Origin of the sequence: Microbacterium fluminis (assembly GCF_051549805.1) — a bacterium.
Classification (GTDB): domain Bacteria; phylum Actinomycetota; class Actinomycetes; order Actinomycetales; family Microbacteriaceae; genus Microbacterium.
On the sequence record NZ_CP196042.1, the window covers coordinates 2,379,202 to 2,395,934 of the forward strand.

General features: G+C 69.7%; 15 protein-coding genes and 2 tRNA genes. 12 read left to right on the plus strand and 5 right to left on the minus strand.

The window, feature by feature from the left end; all coding sequences use genetic code 11:
• On the plus strand, positions 1-1,419 hold the full coding sequence (locus tag ACSJDX_RS11505; protein WP_438352811.1) for a sensor histidine kinase: 1,419 nt from the start codon (positions 1-3) through the stop codon (positions 1,417-1,419).
• A gap of 29 nt (positions 1,420-1,448) precedes the next feature.
• Entirely contained in the window at positions 1,449-2,114 is a 666-nt protein-coding gene (locus ACSJDX_RS11510) for a response regulator transcription factor (RefSeq protein ID WP_438352812.1), read from the plus strand.
• Between the two features lie 61 nt (positions 2,115-2,175).
• On the opposite strand, the gene ACSJDX_RS11515 is transcribed toward ACSJDX_RS11510, so the two are convergent.
• Positions 2,176-2,661, minus strand: a complete 486-nt coding sequence (locus ACSJDX_RS11515) for a Dps family protein (protein ID WP_438352813.1) — start codon at positions 2,659-2,661, stop codon at positions 2,176-2,178.
• Positions 2,662-2,820: 159 nt separating this feature from the next.
• On the opposite strand from ACSJDX_RS11515, the gene ACSJDX_RS11520 reads away from it, so the two are divergent.
• Positions 2,821-4,965 carry an acyltransferase family protein gene (locus tag ACSJDX_RS11520; RefSeq protein ID WP_438352814.1) on the plus strand — a complete coding sequence of 715 codons (2,145 nt, stop codon included), beginning with the start codon at positions 2,821-2,823 and terminating at the stop codon, positions 4,963-4,965.
• 9 nt (positions 4,966-4,974) lie between these two features.
• Positions 4,975-5,541, plus strand: coding sequence for a gamma carbonic anhydrase family protein (locus ACSJDX_RS11525; RefSeq protein ID WP_438352815.1), 567 nt, complete (start codon positions 4,975-4,977; stop codon positions 5,539-5,541).
• Here the strand turns inward: ACSJDX_RS11525 and ACSJDX_RS11530 are convergent.
• Positions 5,533-5,603, minus strand: a tRNA-Gly gene (locus tag ACSJDX_RS11530). The two genes, ACSJDX_RS11525 and ACSJDX_RS11530, sit on opposite strands and share 9 nt — an antisense overlap.
• A gap of 240 nt (positions 5,604-5,843) precedes the next feature.
• Between ACSJDX_RS11530 and ACSJDX_RS11535 the strand changes: the two genes are divergently transcribed.
• The 6 genes from ACSJDX_RS11535 to clpX all read left to right on the plus strand — a co-directional run bounded on the left by ACSJDX_RS11535 (position 5,844) and on the right by clpX (position 10,821).
• A tRNA-Pro gene (locus ACSJDX_RS11535) sits at positions 5,844-5,920 on the plus strand.
• Positions 5,921-5,989: 69 nt separating this feature from the next.
• Entirely contained in the window at positions 5,990-7,408 is a 1,419-nt protein-coding gene (gene tig, locus ACSJDX_RS11540; protein ID WP_438352816.1) for a trigger factor, read from the plus strand.
• An 88-nt stretch (positions 7,409-7,496) separates the two neighbouring features.
• The gene (locus ACSJDX_RS11545; RefSeq protein ID WP_438352817.1) at positions 7,497-7,988 is read left to right on the plus strand and encodes a tetratricopeptide repeat protein; all 492 of its coding nucleotides are present in this window, start codon (positions 7,497-7,499) and stop codon (positions 7,986-7,988) included.
• 81 nt (positions 7,989-8,069) lie between these two features.
• On the plus strand, positions 8,070-8,660 hold the full coding sequence (locus tag ACSJDX_RS11550; RefSeq protein WP_438352818.1) for an ATP-dependent Clp protease proteolytic subunit: 591 nt from the start codon (positions 8,070-8,072) through the stop codon (positions 8,658-8,660).
• 33 nt (positions 8,661-8,693) lie between these two features.
• On the plus strand, positions 8,694-9,377 hold the full coding sequence (locus ACSJDX_RS11555) for an ATP-dependent Clp protease proteolytic subunit (protein WP_438352819.1): 684 nt from the start codon (positions 8,694-8,696) through the stop codon (positions 9,375-9,377).
• 175 nt (positions 9,378-9,552) lie between these two features.
• Positions 9,553-10,821 (plus strand): ATP-dependent Clp protease ATP-binding subunit ClpX, encoded by a 1,269-nt coding sequence (clpX, locus tag ACSJDX_RS11560; RefSeq protein WP_438352820.1) that lies wholly within the window; start codon positions 9,553-9,555, stop codon positions 10,819-10,821.
• A 6-nt stretch (positions 10,822-10,827) separates the two neighbouring features.
• Here the strand turns inward: clpX and ACSJDX_RS11565 are convergent, their stop codons facing one another.
• Entirely contained in the window at positions 10,828-12,882 is a 2,055-nt protein-coding gene (locus tag ACSJDX_RS11565) for a M3 family metallopeptidase (RefSeq protein WP_438352821.1), read from the minus strand.
• Between the two features lie 96 nt (positions 12,883-12,978).
• Here ACSJDX_RS11565 and ACSJDX_RS11570 point away from each other — a divergent pair, with 96 nt between their 5' ends.
• Positions 12,979-13,590, plus strand: a complete 612-nt coding sequence (locus tag ACSJDX_RS11570) for a helix-turn-helix domain-containing protein (RefSeq protein ID WP_438352822.1) — start codon at positions 12,979-12,981, stop codon at positions 13,588-13,590.
• 9 nt (positions 13,591-13,599) lie between these two features.
• A complete protein-coding gene (locus ACSJDX_RS11575) occupies positions 13,600-13,818 on the plus strand; it encodes a hypothetical protein (RefSeq protein ID WP_438352823.1) in 219 nt (72 codons plus the stop codon).
• A gap of 20 nt (positions 13,819-13,838) precedes the next feature.
• Here the strand turns inward: ACSJDX_RS11575 and ACSJDX_RS11580 are convergent, their stop codons facing one another.
• Positions 13,839-14,078, minus strand: coding sequence for a hypothetical protein (locus tag ACSJDX_RS11580; RefSeq protein ID WP_438352824.1), 240 nt, complete (start codon positions 14,076-14,078; stop codon positions 13,839-13,841).
• On the minus strand, positions 14,078-16,651 hold the full coding sequence (valS, locus tag ACSJDX_RS11585) for a valine--tRNA ligase (protein ID WP_438352825.1): 2,574 nt from the start codon (positions 16,649-16,651) through the stop codon (positions 14,078-14,080). The genes ACSJDX_RS11580 and valS overlap by 1 nt, the downstream gene beginning before the upstream one ends.
• Positions 16,652-16,733: the final 82 nt, after the last annotated feature.

Here is a 16,733-nt window from a genome sequence, read left to right on the forward strand (position 1 = left end):
ATGGACACGACGATGACCGCACCCGCCCCGCGCGCCGACGCGACCGGATCGACCCCGGCGCCTCCCCCCGCCACGACCACCGGATGGTGGGGTTCGTATGGCGCGCTGTGGCGGCGCGTTCCCGGCAACGCCGTCTACCTCCTCTCCGTCTTCGTGCTCGCCATGACGGCGGTGAGCGTGCTCGCGGGGCTGTTCTGGACCGGCGTGGGCATGATCGTGATCGTCGTCGGCATCCCGCTCGTCGTCCTGTCGCTGCTGGTCGCGCGCGGGTTCGGCGTCGCCGACCGCTTCGTGCTCCGGCTCACCGGCCTCCCCGAGATCGCCGAACCGGAGTGGAACCACGACGGCCCCGACCGCAACGGCTTCTGGTGGACGCTGTCGCGGCCGCTGCGCGTCGCGCATTACTGGCTCGCGCTGGTGCACGGCATGATCGTCAGCCCCATCATCAGCACGATCTCGTTCGTCGTCACGGTGACCTGGCTGAGCATCTCGGCCGGTGGCCTGACCTACTGGTTCTGGGCGATCTTCATCCCGCGGGACGAGTTCGGCGTGTGGGGCCGCTATGTCGCGGACTCCGTGCCCTGGATCTTCGGTGCGTGGTCGCCGTGGGCGGTGGAGGTCGTGCTGAACCTGCTGGCCGGCATCCTGTTCGCCTTCACCTTGCCGTGGGTGCTGCGCGGACTGAGCCTCGGCCACCACGCGATCGCGCAGGGCATGCTCGGGCGCTGGCGTTCCGACGACCTGGCCGCCGAGGTGCGCGCAGAGGCCGCCGCCCGCGGTGCCGCCGTGCACGCGGAGGATGTCGCCCTGCGCCGCTTGGAGCGGGACATCCACGACGGGCCGCAGCAGCGCCTCGTGCGTCTGCAGATGGACCTGGCCGCACTCGAGCGCCGCGCGGAGGCGGGCGAGGGGGAGGCGGCCGCCGAGCTCGCCCGGGAGGCGCGCTCGCACGCGAAGGCCGCGCTCGACGAGCTGCGCGCGCTCTCCAGCGGCGTCGCCCCGCCGCTCCTGCAGGATCGCGGACTCGCCGCCGCCCTCACGGCGGTCGCGGCGGGCGCTCCCGTCTCGGTGCACGTGGACGTCGACCCCGACATCGACCGGGTCGTGGCGCCGGAGGTCGCCCGCACCGTGTACTTCACCGTCTCGGAGCTCATCACCAACACCATCAAGCACTCCGGGGCCTCCGCCGTGACGCTGAAGGCCGCACTCCGACCTGCCGAGGCAGGGGTGAGCGGGATGCTGGATGTCTGGGTCGTCGACAACGGTCGCGGCGGTGCGCACTTCCGCACGGGTCACGGGCTCGAGGGTCTGCGCGACCGCGTCGCGGGGCTCCGTGGAGTGCTGGTTCTCGACAGTCGGCCCGGAGGCCCCACCACGGTCGGACTGCACGTTCCGATCGTCGAGGGCGCGCCCGGATGACCGGCGGGACCGACGCCTATCCTGGCACCATGACGGCCCCGGCCACTCCTCCCGCTCGCGTGCTCCTGGTGGAGGACTCCGTGCTCCTGCGAGAAGGGCTGGTGCGTCTGTTCGACGAGGCCGGCTACGAGACGGTCGGCGCGTTCGGCGACGCCGACGACATCGTCGAGCGCGTGCGATCCGCGGGCGCGGACGTCGCCATCCTGGATGTGCGCCTGCCCCCGTCGTTCCGCGACGAGGGCATCCGAGCCGCCCTCCGCCTCCGCGCGGAGACCCCGGCCGTCGGCATCCTGGTCCTGAGCCAGTACGTCGAGGGCGTGTACGCCAAGGAGCTGCTGGCCGAGGGCGAAGGCGGCATCGGGTATCTTCTGAAGGACCGCGTCACCTCGCTGGAGGACTTCACCGATGCGGTCCGGCGGGTGCGCGAAGGCGGGACCGTGCTCGATCCGCTGGTGGTGCGTCAGCTGCTCGCGGCGCGCCCCGACCCGCTCGCGGCGCTGACTCCGCGAGAACGGGACGTGCTCGAGCTCATGGCGGAGGGCCGCAGCAACACCACGATCGCGCAGCGCCTGTTCATCGGAGTCGGGGCGGTGGAGAAGAACGTCACCGCCATCTTCCAGAAGCTGGGACTCGAGGAGAGCGGCAGCGATCACCGGCGCGTGCTCGCCGTGCTGGCCTTCCTGCAGCGCTCCTGAGGATGCACGAAGCCCCCGGCTCCGCGAGGTGGCCGGGGGCTTCGTATATGGAAGAAATCGCTCAGGAGGCGAGGTGCGCCACGAGGAACCAGCGGTCCTTCTCGAGGCTGCGCTGGATCTCGATCGCCACGTCCTGACTGGTCTGGTCGACCTCGTCGAGTCCGTCGACAGCGGCGCGCACGTCGGCGAGCACCGCGTCGATGTCGCCGATCACGGCGCGCACGATGTCGTCCCACTGCGTGAAGCCGGCGGGCACAGCGGTCGCCTTCGCCTTCTCGGAGACGGTCGACACGCGGGCGTCGATCGGGAGGCCGAGGGCCACGATCCGCTCCGCGGCGGTGTCGGCGCCGTTCTGGGCGTTGCTCACCACGGTGTCGAGGAGCTCGTGGATCGCGATGAAGTTCGCGCCGCGCACGTTCCAGTGCGCCTGCTTGCCGTTGACGGCCAGCGCCTGGAGCCCGATCACGACGGGGGTCAGGAACTGCGCCGTTCCGGCCGCGACCGTCGGGTCTGCGGTGGTGGCGGGAGTGGTCTCGGTGTTCGTCATGTCGTCCTCCGTCTGGTGCAGGATCACTGTCTGCGTGGTCAACGCTACTCAGCACGGATCATTCCGCAAGCAAGCTGAGGCTCGGCTAAACCTCCAGAAACACGGGCGCCGCAGGGCTCGGATACACGGATGCCTCACCGCACCGACTAGCGTCGAGGGGTGCCATCCGCTGACCACGACCTCGGACCGCAGAACCTGGGCAGCCCCGCGCGCACCCGCCGGAGCGAGCGGGCCGATCGATCGCCCGAGCACGCCGAGCCGTCGCGGTTCCTGCCGCACGTGCAGGGTCTCCGCGCGATCGCCGTGCTGTTCGTGGTGCTCTACCACTTCTGGCCGGCGCGGCTGCCCGGCGGCTACGTCGGCGTCGACATCTTCTTCGTGATCTCCGGGTTCCTCATCACCGGGCACCTGATGCGCGAGCTCACCGCCACCGGCTCCGTGCGCCTCGCCCAGTTCTGGGCGAGGCGTGCACGACGCCTGCTGCCGGCATCCCTCCTCGTCCTCCTGTTCTGCGGGCTCGTCGTCGCGTCGCCCTACCTGATGCCGACGTCCGCACTGCCCAACGAGGTTCGCGAGATCATCTCGTCGACCTTCTACGTCGAGAACTGGACGCTGGCGCTCAACTCCGCCGACTACCTCAACCATTCGGGCAACCCGACGACGGTGCAGCACTACTGGTCGCTGTCGCTGGAAGAGCAGTTCTACGTGCTGTGGCCGCTGCTCATGCTTCTCGCGGCATGGATCGGCGTGAAGTTCTTCCGCGGTGCGACCCGCCGCAGCGTGCTCATCGTGCTCGGTGCCGTGAGCATCGCCTCGTTCGTCTTCTGCGTCCTGTTCACGCTGACCAACCCGGCGCCGGCCTACTTCGTGACGTTCGGACGCATGTGGCAGTTCGGGCTCGGCGCGATGGTCGCCCTCGTGCCCCTTCTGCGCGTGCGCAACGCGATCGTGAGCTTCGTGCTGGGCTGGGGCGGCATCGCCGTGCTGCTGTACGTGGCCTTCCGCTTCGACGCGCAGACGCCGTTCCCCGGGTACATGGCCGCGATCCCGTCGCTCGGCGCGGCGGCGGTCATCGCCGCCTCGGCGTCGGGCCGCTGGTGGTACCCGACACGCATCCTCTCGCTGCCGCCGTTCCGCTTCACCGGCGACATCTCGTACTCGCTGTACCTCTGGCACTGGCCGCTCATCGTCATCGCGCCGTCGGTCCCGTTCTGGGGGCTCACGATCTATCACCGCGTCGCGCTGCTGGTGATCTGCTTCGTGCTGGCCTGGCTCACCAAGCGCTTCGTCGAGGACCCCGTGCGGGCGTGGAAGGTGCTCACCTCGCGGCGCCCGCGCTTGACGCTGTGGTCGTCTCTCGTCGCCATGGTGCTGGTGGCGGGTGTGGCCGGAGGCGCGTGGGCGGCCAACGCTCCTGCGTACACCCAGGGAGTGCAGGCGCTGCAGCAGCTCCGCGCCGATCCGCCGCCGTGCTTCGGTGCCGCCTCCGTGCTCGACCCGGCGTGCGCGGGCGCGACGCCGGCCACCGGCATCCTGCCCGCCCCCGGCTTCGCGGGCGTCGATCGACCCACCGACGACCAGTGCTTCATCCAGCTCAACGACTCGCGGCCGGTGTCCTGCGACTTCGGGTCGACCGACCCGAACGCGAAGACGGTCGCCCTGATCGGCGACAGCCACGCCTACCAGCTGCTCCCCACATTCCAGCGGATCGCCGACGCGAACGGGTGGCATCTGAAGACCTGGTTCAAGGGCGCGTGCCCGTGGAGCACGACCGCCCTGTCCACCGACGGCGCGTTCGGGGCGGCATGCACCGACTGGCGCGCAGGCGTGACCGCCGCCCTGAAGGACGCGAACGTCGACGTGGTGTTCACCTCGGCCCTCGCCACGACGCCGTACTCGTCGGCGGGCTTCGGATCGGCTCACGACGCGGCCGTGGCCGGCTATCGCAGCGCCTGGCAGGAGGTGCTCGACCGCGGCATCCCTGTCGTGACGGTCGTCGACAACCCCGTCTGGGAGACCGACCCGAACAAGTGCCTCCGCACGCACGAGCAGTCCACGTGCGACGGGGCGCGTGCAGACGTGCTGGTCAAGAACGACCCGTTGCGGGATGCCGCGACCGGCGTGAGCGGCGTCACGCTGCTGGACTTCACCGACGTGTACTGCGACGCCAGCACCTGCTTCACCGTCGTCGGCGGAGCGAACCTCTACCGCGACCAGGATCATCTGACGGCGACCTTCGTCGACACGCTCGCCCCGCAGTACACCGCCGCACTGAAGGACGCGCTCGCGCGGAGCGGCCAATAGGGTCGGGGCATGACCAACGCCGAGGGCTCGTCCGTGCTGTCCGTCTCCGGGAAGACGCCCGCGATCCATCCGTCCGCGTTCGTGGCGACGGGGGCCCGGGTGATCGGAGACGTCCGCCTCGGCGAGGGGTCGAGTGTCTGGTACAACGCCGTGGTGCGCGGTGACAGCGACTCGATCACGCTGGGCGCCGGCAGCAATCTGCAGGACAACGTCGCCGTGCACGTCGATGACGGTCACCCCGTCGTCATCGGCGAGAACGTGTCCGTCGGGCACAACGCCGTCGTGCACGGCTGCACGATCGGCGACGGCTCGCTGATCGGGATGGGCTCGGTGGTGCTGTCGGGAGCGGTGATCGGTGCCGGATGCCTCGTGGCCGGGGGAGCGGTGGTGCTGGAGGGCACGATCGTGCCCGACGGCTCCCTCGCGGCCGGCGTGCCCGCCAAGGTGCGGCGTGCCCTCACCGACGAGGAGCGGGCTCGGCTGCTGCGCAACGCCGAGGTGTACCGCGCGCACTCCGCCACCCACGCCGAGGCGGTGCCCGCGGCAGCGGAGTGGTCCAGCATTCGGAGGGGCTGACGGGAATCGAACCCGCATCATTAGTTTGGAAGACTAAGGCTTTACCACTAAGCTACAGCCCCGAATTTCCGCGGCCAGGGGCCTGCGGCATCCCCGAGTGTACTGGGTGTGGACGCACGCGCCGAATCGGCTCGACGAGGTTCGGAGGTTCGCGCGTACTTCGGAGCGGGCGGGCGGTGCGAGTCCGAAGATCGCGTCATCCTCCGAAGATCGTGAGCGGGCCGTCCACGCGCCGGCGACACGGATGCCGTCGGCTAGACTTCACGGGGCCGTTTCGTGTCCGCGCGCGCGTGGATCCTACCCGGGGCGTAGCTCAGCTTGGTAGAGCGCCCGCTTTGGGAGCGGGAGGCCGCAGGTTCAAATCCTGTCGCCCCGACCATCGGCCCCATCGAACCCCAGACCTTCAGCCGCCGCGCTCGTGCGCGGAACACAGAGGAGAACGAACAGAATGGTGAACAGCACCGTCGAGAAGCTCACGCCCACCCGGGTGAAGCTGCACATCACGGTCACGCCCGAGGAGCTCAAGCCGAGCATCGCGCACGCGTACGAGCACATCGCGCAGGACGTGCAGATCCCCGGATTCCGCAAGGGCAAGGTTCCCGCGCCGATCATCGACCAGCGCATCGGCCGCACCGCGGTGATCGAGCACGCGGTCAGCGAAGGACTGGACACCTTCTTCCGCGCCGCCGTCGAAGAGCACAAGCTCCGCACGATCGGCCGTCCGAGCGCCGACGTCAAGGAATGGCCGAACGAGAAGGACTTCTCGGGCGACCTCGCCGTCGAGGTCGAGGTCGACGTGCGCCCCGAGTTCGAGCTGCCGGCGTTCGAGGGCCTCACCCTCACGGTCGACGCCGTGGCCGTCGACGAGGCCGCCATCGACGAGGAGCTCGACCGTCTGCGCTCGCGCTTCGGCACGCTCATCACGGTCGACCGCCCCGCGGCGACGGGTGACTTCGTCGAGCTCGACATGGTCGCCACCATCGACGGCGCCGAGATCGACCGCGCCGAGGGCGTCTCCTACGAGGTCGGCTCGGGCGAGCTGCTCGAGGGCATCGACGAGGCCATCGACTCGCTCACCGCGGGCGAGGACACCACGTTCCGCTCCACCCTGGTCGGCGGCGACCACGCCGGCGAGGAGGCCGAGGTCGCGGTGACGGTGACCGCCGTCAAGGAGCGCGAGCTGCCCGAGGCCGACGACGACTTCGCGCAGATGGCGAGCGAGTTCGACACGATCGCCGAGCTGCGCGAGAGCCTGAGCGAGCGCGTCGGCCAGCAGTCGGTGTTCACCCAGGGCTCCGCCGCGCGCGACAAGCTCATCGAGGAGCTGCTGGCCCAGGTCGAGATCCCCGTGCCGCCGCAGCTCATCGAGGACGAGGTGCACAACCACCTCGAGGGCGAGGGCCGTCTCGAGGACGACACCCACCGCGCCGAGGTCACCGAGGCCAGCGAGAAGCAGTTCCGCACGCAGATGCTGCTGGACGCCATCGCCGAGCAGAGCAACGTGCAGGTCTCGCAGGACGAGCTCACGCAGTACCTGATCCAGTCCGCCGCGCAGTACGGCATGGCGCCGCAGGAGTTCGTCGAGGCCATCCAGGCCAACAACCAGCTCCCCGCGCTCGTCGGCGAGGTCGCCCGCAACAAGGCGCTCGCGCTCGCGCTCGGCAAGACCACGGTCGTCGACACCGACGGCAAGCCCGTCGACCTCACCGGCTTCGTCGCCGTCGAGGACGAGCCGGCCGCCGAGGACGAGGTCGTGGAGGAGGCGCAGGAGATCGCCGATTCCGCGGCGGACGCCGACGCCGTGATCGAGGCCGAGGAGAAGCCGGTCAAGAAGGCGCGCAAGAGCACGAAGAAGGCGGCCGAGTAACTCGGACGCGACATCGCGGAGGGGACGGATGCTGCGGCATCCGTCCCCTCTCGCATCTCCCGCACCGCCGCACGCCCGAAGGAGACGCATGACCGAGACGTGGGACGCCCGCATCGCCGCAATCTGGGCGGACGACGCCCTCGACGACCAGGAGCGCATCGCCGCCATCGACGCGATCGCGGCGGAGCGCGGGGACGACGATCCGCGCGCTCTGTTCGAGCGCGCCGGCGCGCGGGACTCGGCCGGCCGGGAGGAGGATGCCGAGGCACTGTACCGCCGGGCCCTGGACGGTGGGCTCGACGGCGAGCACCGACCGCAGGCCGTGATCCAGCTGGCGAGCGCCCTCCGCAACCTCGGCAAGATCGACGAGGCGCTCGGGATGCTGCGCGGCGAGTACGAGCGCACGCCCCGGGATGCGTTCCACGATGCCGCCGCGGCCTTCTACGCCCTCGCGCTGAGCAGCGCCGGTCACGACCGCGAGGCGGTGTCGGTGGCCCTCACCGCGCTGGCCCCGCACCTTCCCCGATACACCCGGTCGGTGACCGGCTACGCACGTGAACTCACGGAGCGACGCCCCTGATCTGCCGAGGGCGAACACGGTCGGGTCGTTCGCGACGCGCCGGTAGATTCGATGCCACGACCACGAATTCAGGAGCACACATTGGCCGCTGAACCCCTAATCGCGACAAGCGTCTTCGACAGGCTGCTGCGGGACCGCATCATCTGGCTCGGGTCGGAGGTGCGCGACGAGAACGCCAACGAGATCTGCGCGAAGATCCTCCTCCTCGCCGCCGAGGACCCCGAGAAGGACATCTTCCTCTACGTCAACTCGCCCGGCGGCTCGATCACCGCAGGCATGGCGATCTACGACACGATGCAGTTCGTGCCCAACGACATCGTCACCGTGGGCATCGGCATGGCCGCCTCGATGGGCCAGCTGCTGCTCACCAGCGGCACGAAGGGCAAGCGCTACATCACGCCCAACGCCCGTGTGCTGCTGCACCAGCCGCACGGCGGCTTCGGCGGCACCTCGAGCGACATCCAGACGCAGGCGCAGCTCATCGTGTCGATGAAGAACCGGCTCGCCGAGATCACCGCCGCGCAGACCGGCAAGTCGGTCGAGCAGATCAACGAAGACGGTGACCGCGACCGCTGGTTCACCGCCGAGGAGGCCCTCGAGTACGGCTTCGTCGACCACATCCGCGCGCACCTCGGCGACGTCGTCGGCGGCGGCGGAACCGACCAGGACTGACCGGCACCCGAAGGCGAAAGACAGGAACGACACATGGAAACCCCCACCTTCGGCGCCACGCCCCAGGGCCTCGCGCGTCCCGGCATCCAGATGCCCGGGAGCCGCTACATCCTCCCGCAGTTCGAGGAGCGCACGGCCTACGGGTACAAGCGCCAGGACCCGTACAACAAGCTCTTCGAGGACCGCGTCATCTTCCTCGGTGTGCAGGTCGACGACGCGTCGGCCGACGACGTCATGGCCCAGCTGCTCGTGCTCGAGTCGCAGGACCCCGACCGCGACATCATCATGTACATCAACTCGCCCGGCGGCTCGTTCACGGCCATGACGGCGATCTACGACACGATGCAGTACATCTCTCCCCAGATCCAGACCGTGGTGCTCGGCCAGGCGGCCTCCGCCGCCGCCGTGCTGCTGGCGGCGGGCGCCCCCGGCAAGCGACTCGCATTGCCCAACGCCCGCATCCTCATCCACCAGCCCGCGATGGGCGAGGCCGGCCATGGGCAGGCCTCCGACATCGAGATCCAGGCGGCCGAGATCCTGCGCATGCGCACGTGGCTCGAGGAGACGCTGGCGAAGCACTCGAACCGGTCGGTCGAGCAGGTCAACCGCGACATCGATCGCGACAAGATCCTCTCCGGGGTCGAGGGCGTCGAGTACGGTCTCGTCGACCAGGTGCTCACGACCCGCAAGCGCGTACCGGCGGCGCTCACGAAGTAGGACCGCGTCCAAGAACGCCCCGTTCCGGTTGCCGGGACGGGGCGTTCGCCGTGGGCGGAGGGATGCCGGGGCCACCGCATCCACAATCCGGCGCGCAATCACGCTGGATGTCGACGCCAGCGGTTAGGCTCGAAGCACATCTTGGGGGATGGTCCCGCAACGAGGAGGAAGCCTGATGGCACGCATCGGTGAGAGTGCCGACCTGTTCAAGTGCTCCTTCTGCGGCAAGAGTCAGAAGCAGGTGCAGCAGCTGATCGCCGGTCCCGGCGTGTACATCTGCGACGAGTGCGTCGAGCTGTGCAACGAGATCATCGAAGAGCGCATGGCCGAGTCGACTTCGGGCGTGGTCTCCGATTTCGATCTCCCGAAGCCGCGCGAGATCTTCTCGTTCCTCGAGGAGTACGTCGTCGGACAGGAGGACGCCAAGCGCGCCCTCTCGGTCGCCGTCTACAACCACTACAAGCGCATCCGCGCGCACGGCACGCTCCAGACGGCCGAGCAGCGCGCCGATGAGGTCGAGATCGCCAAGAGCAACATCCTGCTCATCGGCCCGACCGGCTGCGGCAAGACGTATCTCGCGCAGACGCTCGCGAAGCGGCTCAACGTGCCGTTCGCCGTCGCCGACGCCACGGCGCTCACCGAGGCGGGCTACGTCGGCGAGGACGTGGAGAACATCCTCCTGAAGCTCATCCAGGCCGCCGACTTCGACACCAAGCGCGCCGAGACCGGCATCATCTACATCGACGAGGTCGACAAGATCGCCCGCAAGGCCGAGAACCCGTCGATCACCCGTGACGTGTCGGGCGAGGGGGTGCAGCAGGCGCTGCTGAAGATCCTCGAGGGCACGGTCGCGTCCGTGCCGCCGCAGGGCGGCCGCAAGCATCCGCATCAGGAGTTCATCCAGATCGACACGACCAACGTGCTGTTCATCGTGGCCGGGGCGTTCGCCGGGCTCGAAGACATCATCTCCAGTCGCGTGGGCAAGCACGGGATCGGCTTCGGCGCTCCGCTCCACGACAAGGGCGACGACCAGACCCTGTTCAGCGAAGTGCTCCCCGAAGACCTGCACAAGTTCGGCCTGATCCCCGAGTTCATCGGTCGCCTGCCCGTCGTGGCGTCGGTGGCACCGCTCGACCAGGCCGCGCTCATGGAGATCCTCACCGAGCCGCGGAACGCACTGGTCAAGCAGTATCAGCGCATGTTCGAGCTCGATGGCGTCGAGCTCGAGTTCGACGACGACGCGCTGCGCGCGATCGCCGACCTCGCCGTGCTGCGCAAGACCGGCGCCCGCGGACTCCGCGCCATCCTCGAAGACGTGCTCGGCCCGATCATGTTCGACATCCCGTCGGCCGAGGACGTCGCGAAGGTGGTCATCACCCGCCCCTCCGTCGAAGACGGGGCCGCGCCCACCATCATCCTGCGCGAGAAGCGCAAGAGCGCCTGAATCAGCTCAGCCGGTGAGACCCCGGCGGGCCAGCAGCGGTTCGATCGCGGCATCCCGCCCCCGGAAGTCGCGGTACGCCTCCAGCGGGTCCTTCGAGCCGCCCACTCCGAGCAGGCGGGTGCGGAAGCGGTCGCCGTTCGCGCGCGCGAGTCCGCCGTTCTCGCGGAACCACTCGACCGTGTCGGCGTCGAGCACCTCACTCCAGATGTAGGAGTAGTAGCCGGCGCTGTAGCCGCCCGAGAAGACGTGGGCGAAGTACGTCGACGAGTAGCGGGTCGGCACCGCGGGGTCGTCGAGTCCGATGTCGGCGAGGGCGGATGCCTCGAACGCGGCGACATCCTCGACCGTCGCCGCCCGCTCGGCGTCGAGGGAGTGCCAGGCCTGGTCCAGCCAGGCGGCGGCGAGGTACTCGCTCGTGGCGAACCCCTGGTTGAACGCCTCGGAGGCGTGCAGCTTCTCCACGACCTCGGCGGGCAGCGCCTCATCGGTGTCGACGTGGCGGGCGTAGGCGGCGAGCACCTCGGGCCAGTAGATCCACATCTCGTTGACCTGGCTGGGGAACTCCACGAAGTCGCGGAACACCGCGGTCCCGGCGAAGTGCGGGTAGGTGACCGTCGCGAAGAGTCCGTGCAGGGCGTGGCCGAACTCGTGGAAGAGCGTGGTCACCTCATCGAGGGTGAGCAGCGTCGGCTTGCCGGGCGCGGGCTTCGGCACGTTGAGGTTGTTGACCACCACCGGCGCGGTGCCGCGAAGCCGGGACTGCGCGACGATCGAGTTCATCCAGGCTCCGCCGCGCTTGGTGTCGCGTGTGTACAGGTCGAGCACGTACAGGCCGAGTGCGGATCCATCGGCGTTGCTCACCTCGAACACCCGCGCCTCGGGGTGGTAGGCGACGAGGTCGGTGCGCTCGGCGAACGTGATGCCGTAGAGGTCGGTGGCCGCACGGAAGACTCCGTCCCGCAGAACGCGCTCCGCTTCGAACCACGGCCGGAGGGCGGCACGGTCGAGGTCGTACCGGGCACCGCGCACCTTCTCGGTGTAGAACGCCCAGTCGTGGGCCTCGAGCGGGAAAGGCGCAGGCTCGGCGTCGATGATCGCCTGCAGGGAGATGCGCTCGCGTGCGGCGTTCGCAGCGGCCGGTGCCGCCAGGCGGCGCAGGAGGTCGTGCACCGCCTCCGGAGTGCCGGCCGTCTGGTCGGCGGTGACGTATCCGGAATGCGTGGCGTAGCCCAGCAGCGTCGCGCGCTCGGCGCGCAGGCGCACGATCTCGCGGAGCACGCCGGTGTTGTCGTGCGCGCCGCTCGAGCCCCGAGCGCGGGAGGCGGCCATGATCCGGCGGCGGCTGTCCCGGTCGGTGAGGGACGAGAGATACGGATGCCCGGTGTACAGCGTGAGCGTCACCACGTAGCCGTCGTCGAGGCCGCGGTCGCGCGCCGCCTGCGCCGCGGCGGAGAGCTCGCCGTCGGTGAGGCCGTCGAGCTGTGCCGGGTCGTCGAACACGACGGCGCGCTCGTTGGTGTCGGCGAGGAGGTTCTTCTCGAATCGGGTCGTCAGTGTCGACAGCCTCCGGTTCAGGTCGGTCAGGCGCGTCTTCGCGTCGTCGTCGAGGCCGGCGCCGGCGAGCGTCATCTCGCGGTGGAGCCGACGCACGAGGTACGCCTGCTCCGCGTCGAGCGCCAGCCCGTCGAGCTGATCGTGCAGAGTGGCGATCCGCCAGTACAGCGCGCCGTCGAGCTGGATGGCGTCGTGGTGGGCGGCCATGAGCGGCGCGAGAGTCTCGTCGATCGCCTGGATCTCGTCGGTGGCGTCGGCGGACGAGACGGTGTAGAACGCACGGGCGACGCGGTCGAGCAGTTCGCCGCTGCGCTCCAGCGGTTCGACGGTGTTCTCGAAGGTGGGCATCGACCGCACGCGGGTGATCGCCGAGACCTCGCGCAGGTGCTGCGCGAACGCCTCCTCGAAGGCGGGCAGGTAGTGCTCGGGGCGGATCTGCGCGTACGGCGGCAGCGCGTAGGGGAGCGGGCTCGCGGTCAGTAAGGGGTTCGAGGCGGCATCCGTCATCTGCTCAGGCTAGACCGCGTGCTCGGATGATGTTGCAGAGAAACCATTGCAAAGTATGGCTTGCAAAGAGTACTACGCAAAGATATCCTTGCATCCATGACGGAGAAGCAGACGCAGGAGAAGACGCCGACACCCGCGGTGTCAGCCGAGCGGGTCCTCGACGCCGGCGCGCTGCGCGCACTGGCCCACCCCATCCGCGTGCAGATCTACGACATCCTGAGTCAGTACGGCGCCCAGACGGCGAGCTCCCTCGCCGAGAGGCTGGGGGAGTCGTCGGGGTCGACGAGCTATCACCTGCGCGCCCTGGCGAAGCACGATCTCATCCGCGAGGTCCGCGATCGCGGCACGGCGCGAGAGCGCTGGTGGGAGCGTCCGCGCGGGATGGTGTCGCTCGGCGATCCGGCGGTGATGCGCACGCCCTCCGGCCGTGCGGCGAGTCAGATCGTGCTGACCGAGACGCTCAACCGCCGACACCAACAGCTGATGGAGTTCGTCTCCCGTGGAGCCGAACACGCCGCGGGTGGTCCGTGGGAGGAGACGCCCATGATCAGCACCGCGACGGCGCGACTGACCGCGGGCCAGCTGGGCGAACTCGCCGCGGAGATCTCCGTGATCATCAGCGACTACGTCGAGCGCTACCGCGACCAGAACGGCGACGACGTCCGACCCGTCACGATCCGCGCCGACATCTTCCCCCTCCCGGACTGAGGAGCAGCCATGACCAGCCACACCGCACCGCTCATCTGGACGGATGCCGCGTCCCGCGGCACCCGGATCGAGCGGGCGCTGCTCGTCGTCGCCGACGGGCTCACCCGGATCGCCGCGCACAGCGCGCGGCGCCGGGCGGAGCGCGCCGAGGTCGGCGAGAGCTACGCCGACCTGCAGCGCGAGCGCATGCGGCTCGACGCGGTGCGACTGGGAGTCCATCGCCGCTGAGCGGGCGAGCGCGCCTCGGCTCAGGCGAACTCGTCGTCCACGTCGTGACGCACTACGACCGCGCCTCCCGCGTCGATCGTGACGATCACCCCCGTGTCCAGCTCGGCGACCGGTCGGCGCTCCAGCCACGTGAGCGTCCAGCGCGGCATCGGCGAGGCTCCGGCGAGAGACGCCTCCACCGCCGCGATCTGCGGATGCAGCTCCGCGGGAACCGCCGCCGGGGGCGTGGCCCCGGCGGTCCAGCGCGTCCCGAGCTGCATCAGCTCTCCTCCGGTGCGAGCACGATGTCGCTCACCGCGGTGTGGTCGCCCTCGACGAAGGTGATCTCCGCGATGCGGCCCACCGCGCGCAGGTCGCCTTCGGCGAGCCGCAACGCCGAGATGTGCGGCGACGTGATCGTCAGCGACGCGATGGGGGTCTTCTGCGAGACCTTCGCCTCGGTCTTGGCCCGTCGGATGCCCACCAGGGCCTCGCTCGCGGCCGCGAGCACGGGCGCATCCGCCGCGACGCCCCGGGGATCGGGCCACGCGGCGGTGTGCACCGATCCCTCCTCGAACCATGACCACGCCTCCTCCGTCGCGAACGACAGCACGGGGGCGAACAGGCGCAGAAGAGTCGACAGCGCCAGGCGCAGGGCGAGTGCCGCGGATGCCTGACCCACGTCGCTCTGGTCGTAGGCGCGCTCCTTCACCAGCTCGAGGTAGTCGTCGCAGAACGTCCAGAAGAACGACTCGGTGACCTCCAGCGCCCGGGCGTGGTCGTAGGTCTCGAACGCCTTCGTCGCGTCGCGCACGACCTCGTCCAGGGCGGCGAGCATCGAGGCATCCACTGCGTGCGTCACCTGGGCGCCCTCGGGGACCGGGAAGGACAGCACGAACTTCGCCGCGTTGAGCACCTTGATCGCGAGGCGGCGCCCGATCTTCACCTGGGTCGGGTTCTGCGGGTCGAAGGCGGCGTCGGCGCCGAGGCGGCTGGAGGCCGACCAGTACCGCACCGCGTCGGTGCCGTGCTGGTCGAGGATGTCGGCCGGCGTGACGACGTTGCCCTTCGACTTCGACATCTTCTTGCGGTCGGGATCGACGATGAAGCCCGAGATCGCGGCATCCGTCCACGGGGCCCGATCGTCTTCCAGTGCGCTGCGCAGCATCGTCGAGAACAGCCACGTGCGGATGATGTCCTGCCCCTGCGGGCGCAGGTCGAACGGGGCGACGAGGTTCCACAGCTCGGGGTCGCGCTCCCAGCCGCCGGCGAGCTGCGGGGTCAGCGACGATGTGGCCCAGGTGTCGAAGATGTCGCGCTCGCCCTCGAAGCCTCCGGCGACGCCGCGCTGGTCGGCGGAATAGCCGGGGGGCACGTCGATCGTCGGGTCGACGGGCAGGGCCGAGAGATCCGGCGTGAGCACGACGTCGAAGTCCCGCTCGCCGTTCTCGTCGAGCCCGTACCAGACCGGGATCGGCACGCCGAAGAAGCGCTGCCGCGAGACGAGCCAATCGCCGGTGAGTCCGTTCGTCCAGTTCTCGTAGCGGACGCGCATGAAGTCGGGGTGCCACGCCATGCCGGCGCCGAGGGCGATCAGCGTGTCGCGCAGCGCCTCGTCGCGCGCCCCGTTGCGCAGGTACCACTGGCGCGTCGAGACGATCTCGAGGGGGCGGTCGCCCTTCTCGAAGAACTTCACCGCGTGCGTGAACGGCTTCGGGTCGCCGATGAGCTCGCCGGAGGCGCGCAGCAGGTCGACGATCGCCTTCTTGGCGCTGAAGATCGTCTTGCCCGCCAGCTCCGCGTACGCGGCGATCGCGGCATCCGTCACCAGCACGTCGGGAGCGTCCGCGAGGATGCGCCCGTCCTTGCCGACGATCGTGCGGTTGGGCAGGTCGAGCTCGCGCCACCACACGATGTCGGTCACATCGCCGAACGTGCAGATCATGGCGATGCCCGAGCCCTTGTCGACCTGGGCGAGCGGGTGGGCGAGGACCGGCACCTCCACGTCGAAGATCGGGGTGCGCACCGTCGTGCCGAACAGCGGCTGATAGCGCTCGTCGTCCGGGTGGGCCACCAGCGCCACGCACGCGGCGAGCAGCTCGGGCCGCGTCGTCTCGATGTGCACGTCGCCCGAGCCGTCGGTCTTGTGGAAGGCGAGGCGGTGGTACGCGGCCGGCTGATCGCGGTCCTCGAGCTCGGCCTGCGCGATCGCCGACCGGAAGTCGACGTCCCACAGGGTGGGGGCCAGGGCCTGATAGGCCTCGCCACGGTCGAGGTTGCGCAGGAACGCGAGCTGGCTGGTGCGGATCGTGTCGTCCGAGATGGTGCGGTAGGTCTGCGTCCAGTCCACCGAGAGACCGAGCTGGCGGAAGAGCGCCTCGAACTGCTTCTCGTCCTCGAGCGTGAGGCTCTCGCACAGCTCGATGAAGTTGCGGCGGCTGATCGGCTGCTGGTCGGCGGCCTTGCTCGACTTGTTGTCGCCACCCTGGAACGGCGGCGTGAAGTCGGGGTCGTACAGGAGCGAGGGGTCGCACCGCACGCCGTAGTAGTTCTGGACGCGGCGCTCGGTGGGCAGGCCGTTGTCGTCCCAGCCCATCGGATAGAACACCGTCTTGCCGCGCATCCGCTCGAAGCGGGTCTTCACGTCGGTGTGCGTGTACGAGAACACGTGCCCGATGTGCAGGCTGCCCGACGCGGTCGGCGGAGGAGTGTCGACCGAGAAGACGCCGGAACGTCCGGATGCCGCGGCACGGGCGCGATCGAACAGGTACGTGCCCTGCGCGGCCCAGGCCGCATCCCACTTCTGCTCGAGACCCTCGAGGGCGGGCTTGTCGGGAATGTGCGCGTCGGCCATGGGGTGGTCTCCTGCATATGTGCGGCACCGTGTGTGCGTGCCTGAGTGTGGGTCGCCCCGAGTCTACCGGCGGTCGGACGGG

Coding starts and splice junctions, on each gene's coding strand:
- ACSJDX_RS11505 (WP_438352811.1), top strand. CDS start 1: ATGGACACGACGATGACCGCACCCGCCCCGCGCGCCGACGCGACCGGA.
- ACSJDX_RS11510 (WP_438352812.1), top strand. CDS start 1,449: ATGACGGCCCCGGCCACTCCTCCCGCTCGCGTGCTCCTGGTGGAGGAC.
- ACSJDX_RS11515 (WP_438352813.1), bottom strand. CDS start 2,661: ATGACGAACACCGAGACCACTCCCGCCACCACCGCAGACCCGACGGTC.
- ACSJDX_RS11525 (WP_438352815.1), top strand. CDS start 4,975: ATGACCAACGCCGAGGGCTCGTCCGTGCTGTCCGTCTCCGGGAAGACG.
- tig (WP_438352816.1), top strand. CDS start 5,990: ATGGTGAACAGCACCGTCGAGAAGCTCACGCCCACCCGGGTGAAGCTG.
- ACSJDX_RS11545 (WP_438352817.1), top strand. CDS start 7,497: ATGACCGAGACGTGGGACGCCCGCATCGCCGCAATCTGGGCGGACGAC.
- ACSJDX_RS11555 (WP_438352819.1), top strand. CDS start 8,694: ATGGAAACCCCCACCTTCGGCGCCACGCCCCAGGGCCTCGCGCGTCCC.
- clpX (WP_438352820.1), top strand. CDS start 9,553: ATGGCACGCATCGGTGAGAGTGCCGACCTGTTCAAGTGCTCCTTCTGC.
- ACSJDX_RS11565 (WP_438352821.1), bottom strand. CDS start 12,882: ATGACGGATGCCGCCTCGAACCCCTTACTGACCGCGAGCCCGCTCCCC.
- ACSJDX_RS11570 (WP_438352822.1), top strand. CDS start 12,979: ATGACGGAGAAGCAGACGCAGGAGAAGACGCCGACACCCGCGGTGTCA.
- ACSJDX_RS11575 (WP_438352823.1), top strand. CDS start 13,600: ATGACCAGCCACACCGCACCGCTCATCTGGACGGATGCCGCGTCCCGC.
- ACSJDX_RS11580 (WP_438352824.1), bottom strand. CDS start 14,078: ATGCAGCTCGGGACGCGCTGGACCGCCGGGGCCACGCCCCCGGCGGCG.
- valS (WP_438352825.1), bottom strand. CDS start 16,651: ATGGCCGACGCGCACATTCCCGACAAGCCCGCCCTCGAGGGTCTCGAG.